The organism is Brenneria rubrifaciens (genome assembly GCF_005484945.1).
Lineage (GTDB): Bacteria > Pseudomonadota > Gammaproteobacteria > Enterobacterales > Enterobacteriaceae > Brenneria > Brenneria rubrifaciens.
Map to the genome: position 1 here is coordinate 1,652,194 of NZ_CP034035.1, position 15,094 is coordinate 1,667,287.

General features: G+C 58.9%; 13 protein-coding genes. 9 read left to right on the forward strand and 4 right to left on the reverse strand.

From position 1 onward, the window contains the following. Nucleotides 1-151 precede the first annotated feature (151 nt). Complete coding sequence (locus tag EH207_RS07740) at nt 152-907, reverse strand: GntR family transcriptional regulator (protein ID WP_137713459.1); 756 nt, start codon at nt 905-907, stop codon at nt 152-154. 248 nt (nt 908-1,155) lie between these two features. Between EH207_RS07740 and EH207_RS07745 the strand changes: the two genes are divergently transcribed. The 3 genes from EH207_RS07745 to EH207_RS07755 all read left to right on the forward strand — a co-directional run bounded on the left by EH207_RS07745 (nt 1,156) and on the right by EH207_RS07755 (nt 3,896). Then, on the forward strand, nt 1,156-1,950 hold the full coding sequence (locus EH207_RS07745; protein ID WP_137713460.1) for an ABC transporter substrate-binding protein: 795 nt from the start codon (nt 1,156-1,158) through the stop codon (nt 1,948-1,950). Between the two features lie 107 nt (nt 1,951-2,057). Further along, nucleotides 2,058-3,032 carry an SIS domain-containing protein gene (locus EH207_RS07750; protein WP_137713461.1) on the forward strand — a complete coding sequence of 325 codons (975 nt, stop codon included), beginning with the start codon at nt 2,058-2,060 and terminating at the stop codon, nt 3,030-3,032. A 51-nt stretch (nt 3,033-3,083) separates the two neighbouring features. Beyond that, nucleotides 3,084-3,896 (forward strand): PfkB family carbohydrate kinase, encoded by an 813-nt coding sequence (locus EH207_RS07755; RefSeq protein ID WP_137713462.1) that lies wholly within the window; start codon nt 3,084-3,086, stop codon nt 3,894-3,896. Between the two features lie 23 nt (nt 3,897-3,919). Here EH207_RS07755 and EH207_RS07760 read toward each other — a convergent pair whose 3' ends face one another. Then, nucleotides 3,920-5,419 (reverse strand): M81 family metallopeptidase, encoded by a 1,500-nt coding sequence (locus EH207_RS07760; protein ID WP_137713463.1) that lies wholly within the window; start codon nt 5,417-5,419, stop codon nt 3,920-3,922. A 239-nt stretch (nt 5,420-5,658) separates the two neighbouring features. On the opposite strand from EH207_RS07760, the gene EH207_RS07765 reads away from it, so the two are divergent. From EH207_RS07765 to EH207_RS07785, 5 genes are read left to right on the forward strand one after another with little or no spacing between them, the layout of a single operon-like run. Further along, complete coding sequence (locus EH207_RS07765; protein ID WP_137713464.1) at nt 5,659-7,251, forward strand: ABC transporter substrate-binding protein; 1,593 nt, start codon at nt 5,659-5,661, stop codon at nt 7,249-7,251. 58 nt (nt 7,252-7,309) lie between these two features. Continuing rightward, entirely contained in the window at nt 7,310-8,251 is a 942-nt protein-coding gene (locus EH207_RS07770; protein ID WP_137713465.1) for an ABC transporter permease, read from the forward strand. Between the two features lie 19 nt (nt 8,252-8,270). Continuing rightward, the gene (locus tag EH207_RS07775) at nt 8,271-9,149 is read left to right on the forward strand and encodes an ABC transporter permease (RefSeq protein WP_137713466.1); all 879 of its coding nucleotides are present in this window, start codon (nt 8,271-8,273) and stop codon (nt 9,147-9,149) included. Nucleotides 9,150-9,188: 39 nt separating this feature from the next. Further along, a complete protein-coding gene (locus EH207_RS07780; protein ID WP_246048952.1) occupies nt 9,189-10,850 on the forward strand; it encodes a dipeptide ABC transporter ATP-binding protein in 1,662 nt (553 codons plus the stop codon). 48 nt (nt 10,851-10,898) lie between these two features. Continuing rightward, on the forward strand, nt 10,899-12,311 hold the full coding sequence (locus EH207_RS07785; protein ID WP_137713467.1) for an amidase family protein: 1,413 nt from the start codon (nt 10,899-10,901) through the stop codon (nt 12,309-12,311). A gap of 15 nt (nt 12,312-12,326) precedes the next feature. Here EH207_RS07785 and EH207_RS07790 read toward each other — a convergent pair whose 3' ends face one another. Then, on the reverse strand, nt 12,327-13,019 hold the full coding sequence (locus EH207_RS07790; RefSeq protein WP_217496121.1) for a GntR family transcriptional regulator: 693 nt from the start codon (nt 13,017-13,019) through the stop codon (nt 12,327-12,329). Nucleotides 13,020-13,177: 158 nt separating this feature from the next. On the opposite strand from EH207_RS07790, the gene EH207_RS07795 reads away from it, so the two are divergent. Continuing rightward, a complete protein-coding gene (locus EH207_RS07795) occupies nt 13,178-13,894 on the forward strand; it encodes a phosphotransferase (RefSeq protein ID WP_137713469.1) in 717 nt (238 codons plus the stop codon). On the opposite strand, the gene EH207_RS07800 is transcribed toward EH207_RS07795, so the two are convergent. Then, nucleotides 13,891-15,084 carry an IS4 family transposase gene (locus tag EH207_RS07800; RefSeq protein WP_137712904.1) on the reverse strand — a complete coding sequence of 398 codons (1,194 nt, stop codon included), beginning with the start codon at nt 15,082-15,084 and terminating at the stop codon, nt 13,891-13,893. The genes EH207_RS07795 and EH207_RS07800 overlap by 4 nt on opposite strands. Nucleotides 15,085-15,094 lie beyond the last annotated feature (10 nt).

A 15,094-nucleotide genomic window follows, 5' to 3' on the forward strand; every position in this document is an offset into this window, starting at 1 on the left:
CTGCCGGATTAATGGCAACGCATTAACGCATAAAGCGATTTCCGGGAGTGATTATCGTCGATCCTGATTCGATAAGGATAAATGATTTCATCGCTTTTTCTGATGAATAAGGTGGCGGGTTTTCCCGTCAGACCCGATATTCATCCTTACGCTAGCGGGTACTGTGGTTCATTGAGTAATTGATTTTAAAAGAAACGCGGTGTGGATGATTGACGGAAACCAGGTACTCCAGCGGCTGCTGCCGACTGTCGAAAATAACGCCGCGGTAAACCAGCGCCGGACTCTCCGGCGGCGCTTCAAGCAACTGCTGTTCATCCTCCGTCATGCTGGCGACGCTGATATAGCCTTCATCCGACTCGCCAAACAACTGATAACGCTCATTGAGTAAATGATAGAGGGATTCCCCCTGGCTGAGATCTTCCGCTTGCAGCGTGGGAACCTTACTGCGCGGCAGAAAGCTGGTTTCCAGGCAAAAAGGCTTATCGTCTGCCAGGCGCAGGCGCTTGATCATCACGGTAGGTTCACCTTGCGCAATTTGCAAACGCTGTGCAATACGTTGGCTGGCGCCGGATTCGTGGAACAGGATCAGGCGGCTGCTGGGCGTGGCGCCGTTTAACTCGACGATCTTGCTGATCCCCTGTTTTATCGACTGGGAGAGCGGGCGTTCAATGGCGCGGTGCGCCAGATAGGTGCCTTGATTGCCATGCTTTTCCAGCAGACCTTCACTGACGCCTTCCGCGATGATTTTACGCAACGTCATACGGCTGACCGACAGGCGCTGCGCCAGTTCACGTTCCGGCGGGATTTGGTCGCCCACGCTGTATTCCGCCGACTGGAGCATCTGTTTCAGCCGTTCTTTCGCTTGCAAATACGTTTTACGCGGTCGTCTGCATTTTATTTCGTTCATGGTCTAATTTCAAAAATAAGGTTTAAAGTGAGTTTTGCTCAAAGATAAGCGAAAACAGGGGATTAGTCCACCAGGAATGGTTGTCGCCGTAACATAAGCAAAGTAAATATTATACCAATAGCGGTTTTTTTTCAATATAACAAAACCATATGGTCTAATTGATGTATATTAAATTGCTTTTTGGCCGCGAAAAACACTAATATTTTTCTCATGGTATGTTTTTTGGTATTAATTAACCGGAGGGAAAGATGGGCAAGTTAAAGAAGTTTTTTTCACCGTTTATGCTGATATTGGCCTGTGTCGGCAGCCATGAGGCATTGGCGGCGCAGACCTGGCAAAAAATCCGCTTTGGCGTGGATGCGACCTATCCGCCTTTTGAATATAAAACCCCGCAGGGAAAGCTTGCCGGTTTTGATATCGATCTCGGCAATGCGATCTGTGCGGAGCTGAAAGCGGAGTGCGTCTGGGTTGAAAACAGTTTCGACGGTTTGATCCCGGCGCTGAAGGCCAGAAAGTTCGATGCGGTGCTCTCCGCGATGTCGATTACCGAAAAGCGCAAACAGTCGATCGCTTTCAGCGACAAATTATATAACACCCCAGCCTATATCGTTACCGGCAAAGAGAGCGGCTTAACGCCGGACGCCAAATCCCTGCAAGGCAAGCTGGTTGGCGTACAATCCGGTTCCGTTTTTGAAACCTACGCCAAAAAATATTGGCAAGGCAAGGGCGTAAAAATTGTCGCCTACCCGGACTCCAGCGAGGGCTATGCCGATCTGATCGTCGGCAGGCTTGATGCGGTGCTGGATGACGCATCGGTGCAGACCCTCGCTCTGCTTGATAAGCCCGAGGGTAAACGCTTCGTTCAGGTTAACCAACGGGTATACGACCCGGAGATTTTTGGTCCCGGCACCGGCATCGGCCTCAATAAAGAGGATGAAACGCTGCGGCAGGCGCTCAATCAGGCCATTGCCGCCATTCGCAGCAACGGTACCTATGAGCGCATCGCCAAACGCTATTTTACTTTTGACGTGTACGGCGACTGAACCGCCACCCTGTCTTTCCGCCTCCTTCAGAATGCAGACGCGTGGGCTTGCTGCATTCTGAAATCGAGCAAGCAGGTAAATTTTCGCAATAAAAACCGAGGAATGTTATGAACGCCAGAGAAATGATTGAAGCCGTTATACGCCAGCGTGGGCAACAGGGGGGAATACAGCAGGTCTATTTGGTGGCCTGCGGGGGATCGCTGGTGGATATGTACCCGGCCAAATACTTTCTGGACAGTGAATCGTCAATGTTACGCAGCGGCATGGTGACGGCAAACGAATTTGTTCATGTTCCGCCCAGGGCGCTGGGGAAGAATTCACTGGTTATTGTCTGCTCGCATGGCGGCAATACCGCGGAGTCGGTCGCCGCCGCCGCATTAGCTCAGCAGCGGGGGGCGCAGACCATTACGTTGTCTCACAATCCGCAAGCCCGGCTCATCCAGTATGGCGATCACCACATTTCCTACGTATGGGGCACGGAAACCAGCGTAACCGAAAATCCGATTACGCTGATTCTCAGTCTGTGCGTCGAAGTGCTGCATCAGTCGGAAGGCTACCCGCATTATGAGGACTTTCTGCGGGCGATGGCGCAGATTGATGCGGTGATAGCCGCCGCCCGGACCCTGGTGGCGCCGTGCTGTGAGGATTTTGCCGAACGCTATCAGTCCGAATCGCTGTTTTACGTGCTTTCCAGCGGCGCGTCTTTTGGACAGGCTTATGGGGTCGCCATCTGTTCGTTAATGGAAATGCAGTGGCTGCATGCCGCGGCTATCCACAGCGGAGAATATTTCCACGGCCCGTTCGAGGTCACGGATCGGCAAACGCCTTTCATTCTACTGATGAATGAGGGCCGCACCCGGCCGTTGGATGAACGGGTGAGCGATTTCCTCAGCCGTTACGCGGAGAAAATCGAGGTTGTCGACGCCAGAGCGCTAGGCATCGGCGTATTGCCGGAAACGGTGGTGGAGTTCTTTAACCCGGTACTGTTTTACCGCATCATGTGCGAATACCGCGGCGCGTTGGCGCTCATCCGCAACCACCCGCTGGAAACCCGCCGCTACATGAATAAAGTGGCCTACTGATTGCCTGTCGCCACGGCAGCGTGGCGACCTGAACGTTCTGCGAGTAATACTATGAAAGTCATCGGTATAGGCGACAATGTCGTCGATCAGTATAGTCACCAGGGGGTTCGCTATCCGGGAGGCAATGCGCTTAACTTCAGTGTTTACGCCGGCCTGCTGCATGCGCAGGCCGCCTATCTCGGGGTATTCGGCGATGATGATGCCGGTCGGCACGTACAGCGTTCGCTGGCGGCGCACCACATTGATGTTTCACGCTGCCGTCAGGTTCAGGGGGAAAACGGCTATGCGCGACTGACGGTGGTTGACGGCGAGCGTATTTTCATCGGTTCTAATCAGGGCGGGGTGAGAAAAAACACCCCAATGGATTTTATTCTGGATGATATCGACTACTTAAAAACTTTTTCGCTGCTTCACACCAGCCGCTACAGCTATCTGGATCATTTATTACCGGCGCTGCACCGTTTGCCGGGGCGCATCTCTTATGATTTTTCCGATGATTTCGACAACGCCGCCGCCTTGTCGCTCTGCAAGTGGCTCGATTTTGGCTTCTTTTCCTGCTCTGCTATGCCGATGGACGCGTGTCGCCAATTGCTGTCGGCGGCGGTCGGTGCGGGGTGTCGCTATGCCGTTGCGACCAGGGGGGCGGAAGGCGCCTTGCTGCATGATGGCGAGAACTGGTTCTTCCAGACGTCTCGCCCGATTACGCCGCTCGATACGCTTGGCGCCGGTGATGCGTTTATCACCGCGTTTTTGCTCGCCTTTATTCGCGAGCAGCCTCTCGCTGCCAGCCTTTCCGCGGCCGCGGACTTTGCGGCCGAAATTTGTCTGAAAGCAGGCGCGTTTGGCTGTGGCGAAACTTACTGACGCCGCGAAACAGATGATCCTGTTCAGCGCGGGGGGGTGAATGGTTCTCCCATCGGCATCAGCCGCAGGCCGTCGGGCAGGCGTCGCCAGGGCAAGGTGGTCAGATTTACCGGCATAAAGCCTGGCGCGGCGGCAACGATAATTTCCGCCGCAATGGTGGAAAAGTCCGCCCGGAAGTGTACCGCGCTTTTAACCACCAGAATATCCTGCCGGGTGGTTTCGATACCGGCGAAGCGAAACATGGCTTGATCGGCCAGTTGCGCTTTGTGGGTCGATACCACCACGCGCACATCGCCGATCTTCAGGCAGGCACAAGGGCCGAGATCCATGTCAAAACCGCCGAAATAGGGGCCGGTGGCTTTGAAGCGGCCGGACATTATCCGTTCGATAAAGCACTCGGCGGTGAAGGGCGCATCATCGCTCAGGCCGGCATGACCGCCCAGCGACAGGGTAAGGTGATTGCCCGCGCCGACCGCCGCGATGGTTTTCATGGCGGCGGGGTCCACCATCAGCCCGATGGCGGCGCGGCGCGCCTGATGGCGCACCAGCGCGCGTAACATGCCGGTCGTGTCGGAGTTGCTGCCCGCGCCGGGATTGTCCTGCGCATCGGCAATCACGATGGGGCGGCGGCCCTGTGCGGCCTGAGTCATAGCGTATTGCACCGCTTCGTCCGGCGTATAGGTTTTATCGGAGAAGCGGGGTTCCGCCTCGCACACCCAGTGAAACAGCGTGTCGGCCAGCCGATCCGCCTGCGCCTGATCCGGCGCGTAGGCCCAGACGACCGGCGAGCATTCGGCGAAATCCGCCGCCGGGAAGCCCATGGCAAACGACACATGCGTCTGATCGCTTTCCAGCGAGGGTAACGCCTGATAAAGATCGCGGGCCGGGGCGATATCGGTGCATTGCCAACTGATGGGAATAAGAAACGGAATCCGCCGTACCGCTTTGGCCGGCGGGCGGCCCGACGCGATACGGCGCATCAGCAATCCATAGGCCCGCGCGCCGGTAGCGGCCATATCCACATGGGGATAGGTGCGGAAGGCCACCAGATAATCGGCGTTATCCAGCATTGCCTGCGTGACGTTGGCATGCAGATCCAGGCTAACCACAATGGGCACGGCCGCCCCCACCCGCGCTCTGACCCGGCGCAGCAATTCACCTTCGCCGTCGTCGGCGTGTTCGGCCACCATCGCGCCGTGCAGATCCAGATAGACGGCATCAACCGGCAGCGCCGCGCGAATGCCGTCAAGGATCAGGCCGCTGATGCGCTCGAAAGCATCGCGGGTGACCGGGCCGGAAGGACTGGCCGCGGCCCACACCGTGGGGATCGCCTCATCGCCCTGCGCCAGCGCCTGGGCGACAAATCCCGCGGCAGGGATATTCTTGCCGCTGATGGCAGGCCAAACTGCGTCGCCCTGCGTAATCCCCGGCCAGCCGCCGCCGTGTTCAAACATCGACCAGTCGGCAGGGCTGGGGGCAAATGTATTGGTTTCATGCTCAAAACCGCCATAGACGATACGCAATGTTTTCTCCTCACTGTAGTGGATGAATGCCTGCCGGGGACGTCTAACCCGATGCACTGCTCAGGTGCGCACCGGGTGACCCGAACCGCTAAAAATGCACCAGCAACGCACAAAGCACCGGTTTAAATCGGTCCTGAAAGCTGGAACAAAAATTGCTTGGATCAGTGATGTCGTCGATTGTCGACAACGTCACTGTCAGAGGATAGCGCCATTTCCATCCATTAATCCAGGAGCTTTACATGACCAGTTTGAAGTTACCGTTGCGGCGTTATGCCCGTTATGCGTTGGTGGCCGTATCGCTAGGGTTCAGTTCGACGGCAGTCCAGGCTGAAACCGTCAATGCCGTGATGCATGCCAGCTTGCGCTCGCTGGACCCCAATATCACCACGGCCTATATCGTGCGCGACTACGCCTATATGGTTTACGATACGCTGCTGGCGCTTGACGCCGACAATAACGTCCAGCCGCAGATGGCGGAGAAATGGACGGTGTCCCCGGATGGCAAAACCTACACCTTTGTGTTGCGCGACGGCCTGAAATGGCATGACGGCCAGCCGGTGACCGCCGAAGATTGCGTGGCTTCCATTCAGCGTTGGGCGCAGTTGGATAAGCTGGGGCAGGTGATGAACGGCCTGCTGGACACGATGCAGGTCATTGATGACAAAAGCTTCGCCATGACCTTTAAACAACCCACCGCCATCGCGTTGCAGGCGCTGTCCAAATCCAGCGGCGTTGCGCCGTTTATCCTGCCCAAACGACTTGCCGATCAGCCTCCTGGAGAACCCATTAAAGAGGCGATTGGCTCCGGCCCGTTCAAGTTTGTCGCCGGCGAATACCGCCCCGGCGTACAGGCGGTGTTTGAGAAATTCACCGGCTATGTGCCGCGCAAAGAGCCCGCCAGCGGTCTGGCGGGGGGCAAAGTGGTCAAGGTGGATCGGGTGAAATGGATCGCTATGCCGGACGCCATGACCTCGGTCAATGCGTTGCTCTCCGGCGAAGTGGACTTCATCGAGGATTTGCCGATGGATTTACTGCCGATGCTGGAGAATAACGATGAGGTCACGCTGGCCGAGTACAAACAGCAGGGCACCCAAAACGTTGCCCGCCTCAACTTCCTCCAGCCGCCGTTCGACAACAAGCTGATCCGGCAGGCGGCGCTGGTGGCGATGGATCAGGAGTCGGTGTTGCAGGCGCAAAGCGGCAATCCCAAATATTATCACACCTGTGCGGCGTTCTTTGGCTGCAATACGCCCTACGCCACTGACGAAGGGGCGGCCGATCTGGTCAAAGGCAATCCAACCAAAGCGGCGGCGCTGCTGAAAGCGGGCAACTATGACGGCACGCCGATCGTTATTCTGCACGCCACCGATGTGCAGTCGCTGGCGGCCATGCCGCCGGTGTTCGCCCAGTCGCTGCGCCAGGCCGGTTTCAAGGTACAGTTGCAGGCGATGGACTGGCAGACCGTCACGGTGCGCCGCGCCTCGAAAGAGAAGCCCGCCAGCGGCGGCTGGCACATCTTCAGCACGTATAACACCCTTGCCGACATTTCCGATCCGGTCGGGTCTATCACCGCCGCGGCCAACGGGCCGCAAGCCTGGTTCGGCTGGCCGACTATTCCGGCGGTGGAGGCGCTGCGGCAGAAGATCGCCCTGAGTACCCGCGATGATGAGAAAAAGCAGTATGCCCGTGAAATGCAGAAAATCCTGCTGGACGAAGCGGCCGCCATTCCGCTGGGAGAGCGATCCGTGGTGACGGCCCGCCGTAGCAATGTCAAGGATCAGGTGAACACCACGGTGCCCGTGTTCTGGAATATGACCAAAACCGGCAACTGAGTCCTGCATGCCCGGCGCAGGCCGGGCATTTCGTACCCGATAAGACAGGTAATTCACTATGCCAAGATTCATTCTGCAACGCCTGGCCGCGACGCTGCCGGTATTGTGCATCGTCGCGGTGATCGTCTTCATGCTGTTGCGTCTGACCTCCGGCGATCCGGCGCTGATTCTGGCCGGAGACAGCGCCACGCCAGAGCAACTGGAGAATATCCGGGCGGCCATGGGGCTGGACAAGCCGATGCTGCAACAGTTTCTTATCTGGGCGGGCGGCCTGCTGCGCGGCGATTTGGGCGTGTCACTGATCTCCGGCACCCCGGTGTCGTTAATGATTGCCGATCGCTTTGGCCCATCGCTGGCGCTGTGTCTTTCCACCATTATACTGGCTATCGTCGTGGCCATCCCGCTGGGGATTCTGGCCGCCTGGCGCCAGGGCAGACCGCTGGATCGTCTGATCATGGCCGGTTCGGTTATCGGTTTTTCAGTGCCGGTGTTTATCTTTGGCTACACCCTGATTCTGATCTTCTCCCGCTGGCTCGGCTGGTTGCCGGTGCAGGGCTACCGCCCGTTGGCTGAAGGGCTGTGGCCGTTCCTCGAACGGTTGATTTTACCCACGCTGGCGCTGAGCACCGCTTACATCGCGCTGATTGCCCGCATCGTGCGCACCAGCGTGATTGAAGTCATGGGGGAGGATTTTATCCGCACCGCGCGCGCCAAGGGCCTGAAGGAGAGCGGCGTGCTGATCCGCCACGCGCTGCGCAACGCCGCAGTGCCGATTGTCACCATCATCGGCGTCAGTATCGCCATGCTGATCGGCGGCGTGGTGGTCACTGAATCCGTGTTCAATATTCCGGGGCTGGGGCGGCTGGTGCTGGAGTCGGTACAGGCGCGCGACTATCCCATCATTCAGGCGCTGATTTTGATTTTCTCCGCTCTGTATATCGCGATCAATCTGGTTATCGACCTGCTCTATGCCCTGATTGATCCCCGTATCCGTTATTGAGCCGTACAGGAGATTGACGATGAGTTCAGAAACCGCGATCGTCCCGCCCGCCTCGCCGGGGGGACTCTCCGCCCAGTTGCGCGCCGGTTTGCTGACCTGGCCGGTGATGCTGGGATGCGCCGTACTGCTGGCGGTTATCGCGCTGGCGCTGCTGGCGCCCTGGATAAGCGGCTACAGCCCGACCGATATCGATACGTCCCAGCGCCTCAAGCCGCCCACCGCGTTGCACTGGCTGGGAACCGACGCGTTGGGGCGCGATATTTTCGCCCGTGTGACGTATGGCGCCCGTCAGTCGCTGGTCGTGGGGCTGGGCGCGGTGTGCATCAGCGTGGTCATCGGACTGGTGATTGGCGTTGCCGCCGGTTATTTCCGGCTGGTGGACGCCATCGCAATGCGCGTGATGGACGGTCTGATGGCCATTCCCGGCATTCTGCTGGCGATTGCGCTGGTGTCGTTGTCGGGCGCCAGTCTGTTTACCGTGTTGGTGGCGATTTCCATTCCCGAGATCCCGCGCGTGGTGCGTATGGTGCGCAGCGTCATTTTAGGTGTGCGCAATGAATCCTACGTGGAGGCGGCGGTGGTTCTCGGCACCCCGGTGTCAGTCATTATGTGGCGGCACATGATGCCCTCGACGGTGGCGCCGCTGATCGTACAGGGCACCTATATCTTTGCCTCGGCGATCCTGACGGAAGCGGTTCTGAGTTTCCTCGGCGCCGGTATTCCGCCGGAAATCCCCTCGTGGGGCAACATCATGGCCGATGGCCGGGTCTATTTCATGATGCTGCCGGGGATGATCCTCTATCCGGGGATTCTGGTGTCGCTGACGGTGCTAAGTGTGAATGTGCTGGGGGACGCGGTGCGTGACGCCCTCGATCCCCGTATGGCGAAACGGCGGTAACCCCTGTGCCGATAACGCGTTACTACAACGGGAGAAACCATGAAGCAAATGCAATCCCCTGACACCTCCCCGGTGCTGGATGTGCGCTCGATCACCGTGAAAACCGGCAAGGCGGGCGAAGGCCGGGCGGTGGTGGAGAAGATGTCCTATCAGGTCTACGCTGGTGAAACCGTTTGCATTGTCGGTGAGTCTGGCTCGGGTAAATCGGTGACGTCGCTGGCGATCATGGGGCTGCTGCCGGCTGGGGCGCTGACCGTTACCGGCGGCAGCATTCTGGTTGACGGCGAGGATGTGGTGCAAGCCAGCCCCTCGCGTCTGCGTCAGTTGCGGGCGTCGACGATCGGCATGGTGTTTCAGGAGCCGATGACGGCGCTGAATCCGGTGCAGAGCGTGGGCAGCCAGATCGATGAAGTGCTGCGTATTCACACCTCATTATCGGGGCAAGCGCGTAAGCGCCGGATCATGGCGATGCTGACGGCCGTTCACCTGCCTGACGTTGAGCGTATTTATCACCGTTATCCGCACCAGTTGTCGGGCGGTCAGCGCCAGCGTATCGTTATCGCGATGGCGCTGATCCTCAAACCCCGCTTGCTGATCTGCGATGAACCGACGACCGCGCTGGACGTCACCACGCAGAAGCAAATCCTGACGCTGATAAAAGAGTTACAGCACAGTCAGCAGACGGCGGTGGTATTCATCACGCATGATTTTGGGGTGGTGTCGGAAATAGCCGACCGCATCGTGGTGATGAATGGCGGCGCGTTAGTGGAAAGCGGCAGCCGCGACGACATTCTGGCACGGCCCGCCCAGGACTACACCCGCATGCTGGTGTCCTCGGTGCCCAGCCTGTTGCCCCGCCACACCGCCCGCCCGGCTACGCCGGACGCCATTGAAGTGGTGGGGCTGGACAAGGTCTACGAAGAGAAAAGATTTTTCGGCGCCAACCGGCGCGTGGTGGCGGCCAGCAACGTCAGCTTTCGCATCCGCCGTGGGGAAGTGCTGGGCGTGGTGGGCGAATCCGGTTCGGGCAAATCCTCGGTGGCGCGCTGTCTGGTACGACTACAGGAGCCGACCGGCGGCAGCGTCATGCTGGGGAACGTCGATCTGGTGAAAACCGGTTCGCGGGCGATGCGCCCGCTGCGGCGCAAGATCCAGTTTATCTTTCAGGACCCCTATCGCTCGCTTAACCCGCGCCGCACGGTGGGCGACTCGCTGATCGAAGGGCTGATCAATTTCGGTGCGTCCCGCCAGCAGGCGTGGGATACCGCCGCCAACGCATTAGAACTGGTGGGGTTGTCGGCGGATGTCATGTCCCGCTATCCCCATCAGTTTTCCGGCGGCCAGCGCCAGCGGCTGTGCATCGCCCGCGCGGTGGTGATGGAGCCCGACGTGCTGGTGGCGGACGAGTCGGTTTCGGCGCTGGACGTCTCGGTGCAGGCGCAGGTGCTGGATCTGCTGGAAGCGATTCGCCAGCGTACCGGCGTCGCCATCCTGTTCATCACTCACGACCTGCGGGTGGCGGCGCAAATCTGCCACGCCATCGTGGTGATGAAAAAGGGGGAGATTGTCGAAGCCGGCGACGCCGTGACGGTACTGAGCCGGCCCAGTCACAGCTATACGCGCGCGCTGATTGACGCCGCGCCGGGGCGTGACTGGGATTTCCAGAATTTCTGTCCGGCGCGGGCGCGGGCAGTCTGCTGATATCGCTGTTTTCGCCGATGCTTTTACCAATGAAACAAGGAAACCCGCATGAAAGACCTACCCGAGCTTTGGCAGTTTTCGGCCAATGAAATCGCCAGTCTGATTCAACTGCGCGATATCAGCGCCCGCGACGTGGCGCTAGCCTGTCTGCAACGCCTGGAAAACGTCAACCCGGCCATTAACGCGGTGGTGGATTACCGTCCGGAAGACACGCTGGCGCAGGCGCGCGAGGTGGACAGAAAACTGGCCGCCGGGGAGGATGCCGGGCCGCTGGCCGGGGTGCCGGTGACCATCAAGGTCAACGTGGATCAAACCGGCTATGCCAACACCAACGGGCTGAAAGCGCAAAAAAATCTGATCGCCGTTCGTCATAATCCGGTGGTTGCCAGCCTGCTGGCGGCAGGGGCGCTGACCGTGGGGCGCACCAATACCCCGGCATTCAGCTACCGCTGGTTTACCGATAACCAGTTGCACGGCGCCACCCGGAATCCACGCAACGCCGCGCTGACGCCGGGCGGTTCGTCCGGCGGGGCGGCGGCGTCGGTGGCGGCGGGGATGGCCGCCATCGGTCACGGTACGGATATCGCCGGTTCGATTCGTTATCCGGCCTATGCCTGTGGGGTGCATGGTTTGCGTCCGTCGTTCGGCCGCATCGCCGCCTGGAATGCGTCTGGCGCCGAGCGCACCATTGGCGGGCAGATTATGGCGGTGTCCGGGCCGATAGCGCGCTGCGTGGCGGATCTGTCGCTGGCGCTGGGAGCCATGTCGGTGGGCAGTCCCGATGATCCCTGGTGGGTGCCGGCGCCGCTCAACGGCCCGACCATGCCGCGCCGCGCCGCGGTGTGTCTGCGTCCCGACGGCATCGACACCGCGCCGGAAATCTGTCAGGCGCTGCTGGAATCCGCCGACAAGCTGCGCGACGCGGGCTGGATCGTCGACGAACTGGATGCGCTGATCTCGCTGGAAGAGGCGGTGGCGATTCAAATCACGCTGTGGATGGGCGACGGCTATGCCGCTATGGTCGAGGCGGCGGAGCGGGAAGGCGATCCCGGCGCCATTACCGCGCTGGCCGGACAGAAGGCGATTGCCGAACAGATCGGCATCACGGATTTCTCCCGCGCGCTATCCCGCCGGCTGGGGATTGCCCGTGAATGGGCCGCGTTCCTGCAAGAATACCCGGTTGTGCTGCTGCCGGTCAGCGCGTCGCTGCCTTTTGCCAACGATCTGGATTTGCAGGGGGAGGAAGCCTATCGACACGTTTGGCGTTCGCAGTTGCCGATGATCGGCCTGCCGGTCATCGGTCTGCCCGCGCTGAGTCTGTGTACCGGCTACTTGCCCGATGGCACGCCGCTGGGAATACAGATTGTGGCAGGGCGTTTCCGCGAGGATCTGTGTCTGGCGGCCGGCGCCGATATTGAAGCGCGCAGCCCGCGTTTACCGGTGGCCGATGCGCCTGACTGAGCGCGGCAGGGGACGTCAGTCAGTGACGGCGTCGTGCTGATTTTGCTGACGCAGCCAGTCGGACAGCCGTTTTCCTTCGGTTTCGTTGTGCAGCCAGGCTTCCTGCGAGGCGCGCAAACCTTCGCCTGCCAGCAGCGCCTCGACCATCGGCACGTGCTGGGAAAGGATGTCGGAAGGGCCGTCGGAAGCGTAGGCGTTGCTGGTCGCAATGTACAAACGCACCTGCTGTTCCACCAGCTTGTACTGGTGGGCCAACCGGTCATGACCGGCGGCATCGACGATGGCGCGGTGCAGGTTCATGTCGCTTTCGCTGATGTCGTTCATATCGCCCGCCGCGCAGTCGTCCTGTAGCCGCCGGTAGGCTTGCTCGATCGCTGTGCGCCGCGCCGGGTCGTTCTGTTCCGCCGCCAGCCGTGCCGCCAGTCCCTCCAGACTGCCGCGCAGCGTCCACAGCTCCCACACGTCCTTGATGGACAGCGAGGCGACTTCCCAGCCGGTATAGGGGATCTGCACCAGAATGCCTTCTCCGGCCAGGCGCTGGAACGCGCTTCTGACGGTCGCCCGGCCCACGCCAAGCTGGTCGGCCAGCGCGGTTTCGGTGAGGCGCAATCCCGGCCTGACCGCCCCGGAAAGAATGTAACTTCGCAAACTGTCGGTGGTCTGGCTTTCTATCGAACTTTTGGTCAGTGGCTTTAAGTTTTTCATCATCGGCGCATCGGGATATCGGGAGTCAGTCATCGCTGGATTATATAGGTGGCAATTGGCGATTGTCGACTCTACACTGACTTTGGATTATTATGTTGTCGACAATCGGCAATTTGGCGATCAACACAGGACTAACGTAAACAAAGGATAGGGTGACACACGTGGGTAACAGCGATATCACGCTGGCGGGTCATGATCTGGCCACCGGATTTGTCAATATGGGGGAGGCCGAAGCGGTCGCGTTGGCGCGTTGCCACTTCGGTATTGCGGGACAGGTCAGGCGTCTGGCCACCGAAAAAGATGATACGTTTCGGCTGACAGATGCGGCCGGGCGGCAATATATTCTGAAAGTCGCCAATCCCGCCGAACCGATAGCGGAGATCGCGCTACAGGTGGAACTGCTGAGCTTTTTGCATCAGACGGACGTTGCCTTACCGGTGCCTGCGGCGATCCCGGATATGCAGGGGCGCGCGATGGTGGAAATGACGGATGCGGCAGGCCAGCGGCGATGCGTACGGCTGTTAACCTATCTGGATGGGACGCCGCTGGACAGCGTGGTCGCGTCGGCCCGGCAGCGTGAGAAGGTGGGGGAAGTGCTTGCCCGACTGCGGCTGGCGATGGCGGGATTTGAACATCCGGCGGCTCACCGTACGCTACTGTGGGATGTGCAGCATCTGGCGAGTTTGCAGCCGCTGCTGGCGACGGTGGAGGATGCCGAGCGCCGGCAACTCCTCGAACGCGGCATGGCGCGCTTTCTCGGTTTTTCACCGCGTATCCGGGCGCTGCCTTGCCAGGTGCTGCACAATGACTTCAGCCAGTCGAATATTATCGTCGATCCCCGCCACAGCGCTGAGGGATCCCCACAAAATCAGCGCTAATAAACCAACACTATACTCCGGTAGGCTTTGGCGAGGTGCTCAAGAACGGTGCTCAGCACCGTTCGTCTTAACATTAGCGGAGAGTGTCGCAGGACATTCTCCGCTAACGTCAGGTACGAAATGACCCGCCGCGATTTCAGACTGTTGGCCTGATATCTAAGATGTAATCCCTTATTTTCAGCATCATAGCCCAAAAGCCATAGGACTGCTGTTGCCAGCGTCGCCAGCAGACTCAGCACCAATAGGCGTCCTGCCGTACCACTATGGCTGGCACGCAGACCAAAACCAAATCGCTCACTTTTCTCGTCACGAAAATTCTGCTCAATCTGCATTCTGCGGCTGTAAAGTTTCATCACTTCACGTGGCTTAAATTCGTTTGTGCTGCTGAAAATAAGCCAGGGCTCTTTGGCCGCTGAACGTCCGTCGCGCTCCTGAGATTTACGCTCAATACGGCAGCGGGCATGGCGATGCTTTCTGCCCTTCGCCTCTTTTTTATGCAGGTAAAAATGACCGTCACAGCGGGAATACTTTGCACGGGCGAATGTACCCGTCCCGAGGTATTCCGGTTTATTACTGGCCTTCAGTTCCTGTCTTCTGAACCAGTTCTCCCCTTTTCTGTCCAGACGCAGCAGCGTATTTCCCCGCACCCGCCCAATAAAATCCCAACCCAGTGATTTGATATGGCGAAACCAGGCATTCTGAAACCCGGCATCAGTGACAATAATGACTTTTTTATCAGATGACACGGCGTTGCTGAGCGCATCCAGAAATGCTTTTTGAACATGAGGGTTCTGCTGTTTATCCGAAGGGACAACCTGACTCATCAGGGGTATGGAACGCCCATCACAAATCAGGCTTGCGCGCAGAACATGGAATGCCTGTGAAGGGTAGCCGCTCCAGTCAACAGCGATTACACACCATGAAAGTCGCTGCGTCAGTAGTGAGGTAATATTCCTGAATATCAGAGGGATATCGCTATGAAGCTCGATATTACCCAGCAGACGGTCAGTCCGTTTAATCTTGTGTTTTACCTGTGCTGTCCCGGGAAGATATCGTCCAATACTGGTCAGGGTGAGGGATGCGCCACGCGTTAAAGCAGCGGTAGCGTCGAGAAGGGCATTCTGTCGATATTTGTGAAACGGGGCTAAAGCGTCCCGGAAAAAGTTCTGGCATACTTGGCGAGCAGGCATAGAAGTGATC

Coding starts and splice junctions, on each gene's coding strand:
- EH207_RS07785 (WP_137713467.1), top strand. CDS start 10,899: ATGAAAGACCTACCCGAGCTTTGGCAGTTTTCGGCCAATGAAATCGCC.
- EH207_RS07740 (WP_137713459.1), bottom strand. CDS start 907: ATGAACGAAATAAAATGCAGACGACCGCGTAAAACGTATTTGCAAGCG.
- EH207_RS07755 (WP_137713462.1), top strand. CDS start 3,084: ATGAAAGTCATCGGTATAGGCGACAATGTCGTCGATCAGTATAGTCAC.
- EH207_RS07775 (WP_137713466.1), top strand. CDS start 8,271: ATGAGTTCAGAAACCGCGATCGTCCCGCCCGCCTCGCCGGGGGGACTC.
- EH207_RS07770 (WP_137713465.1), top strand. CDS start 7,310: ATGCCAAGATTCATTCTGCAACGCCTGGCCGCGACGCTGCCGGTATTG.
- EH207_RS07790 (WP_217496121.1), bottom strand. CDS start 13,019: ATGATGAAAAACTTAAAGCCACTGACCAAAAGTTCGATAGAAAGCCAG.
- EH207_RS07765 (WP_137713464.1), top strand. CDS start 5,659: ATGACCAGTTTGAAGTTACCGTTGCGGCGTTATGCCCGTTATGCGTTG.
- EH207_RS07745 (WP_137713460.1), top strand. CDS start 1,156: ATGGGCAAGTTAAAGAAGTTTTTTTCACCGTTTATGCTGATATTGGCC.
- EH207_RS07800 (WP_137712904.1), bottom strand. CDS start 15,084: ATGCCTGCTCGCCAAGTATGCCAGAACTTTTTCCGGGACGCTTTAGCC.
- EH207_RS07780 (WP_246048952.1), top strand. CDS start 9,189: ATGAAGCAAATGCAATCCCCTGACACCTCCCCGGTGCTGGATGTGCGC.
- EH207_RS07750 (WP_137713461.1), top strand. CDS start 2,058: ATGAACGCCAGAGAAATGATTGAAGCCGTTATACGCCAGCGTGGGCAA.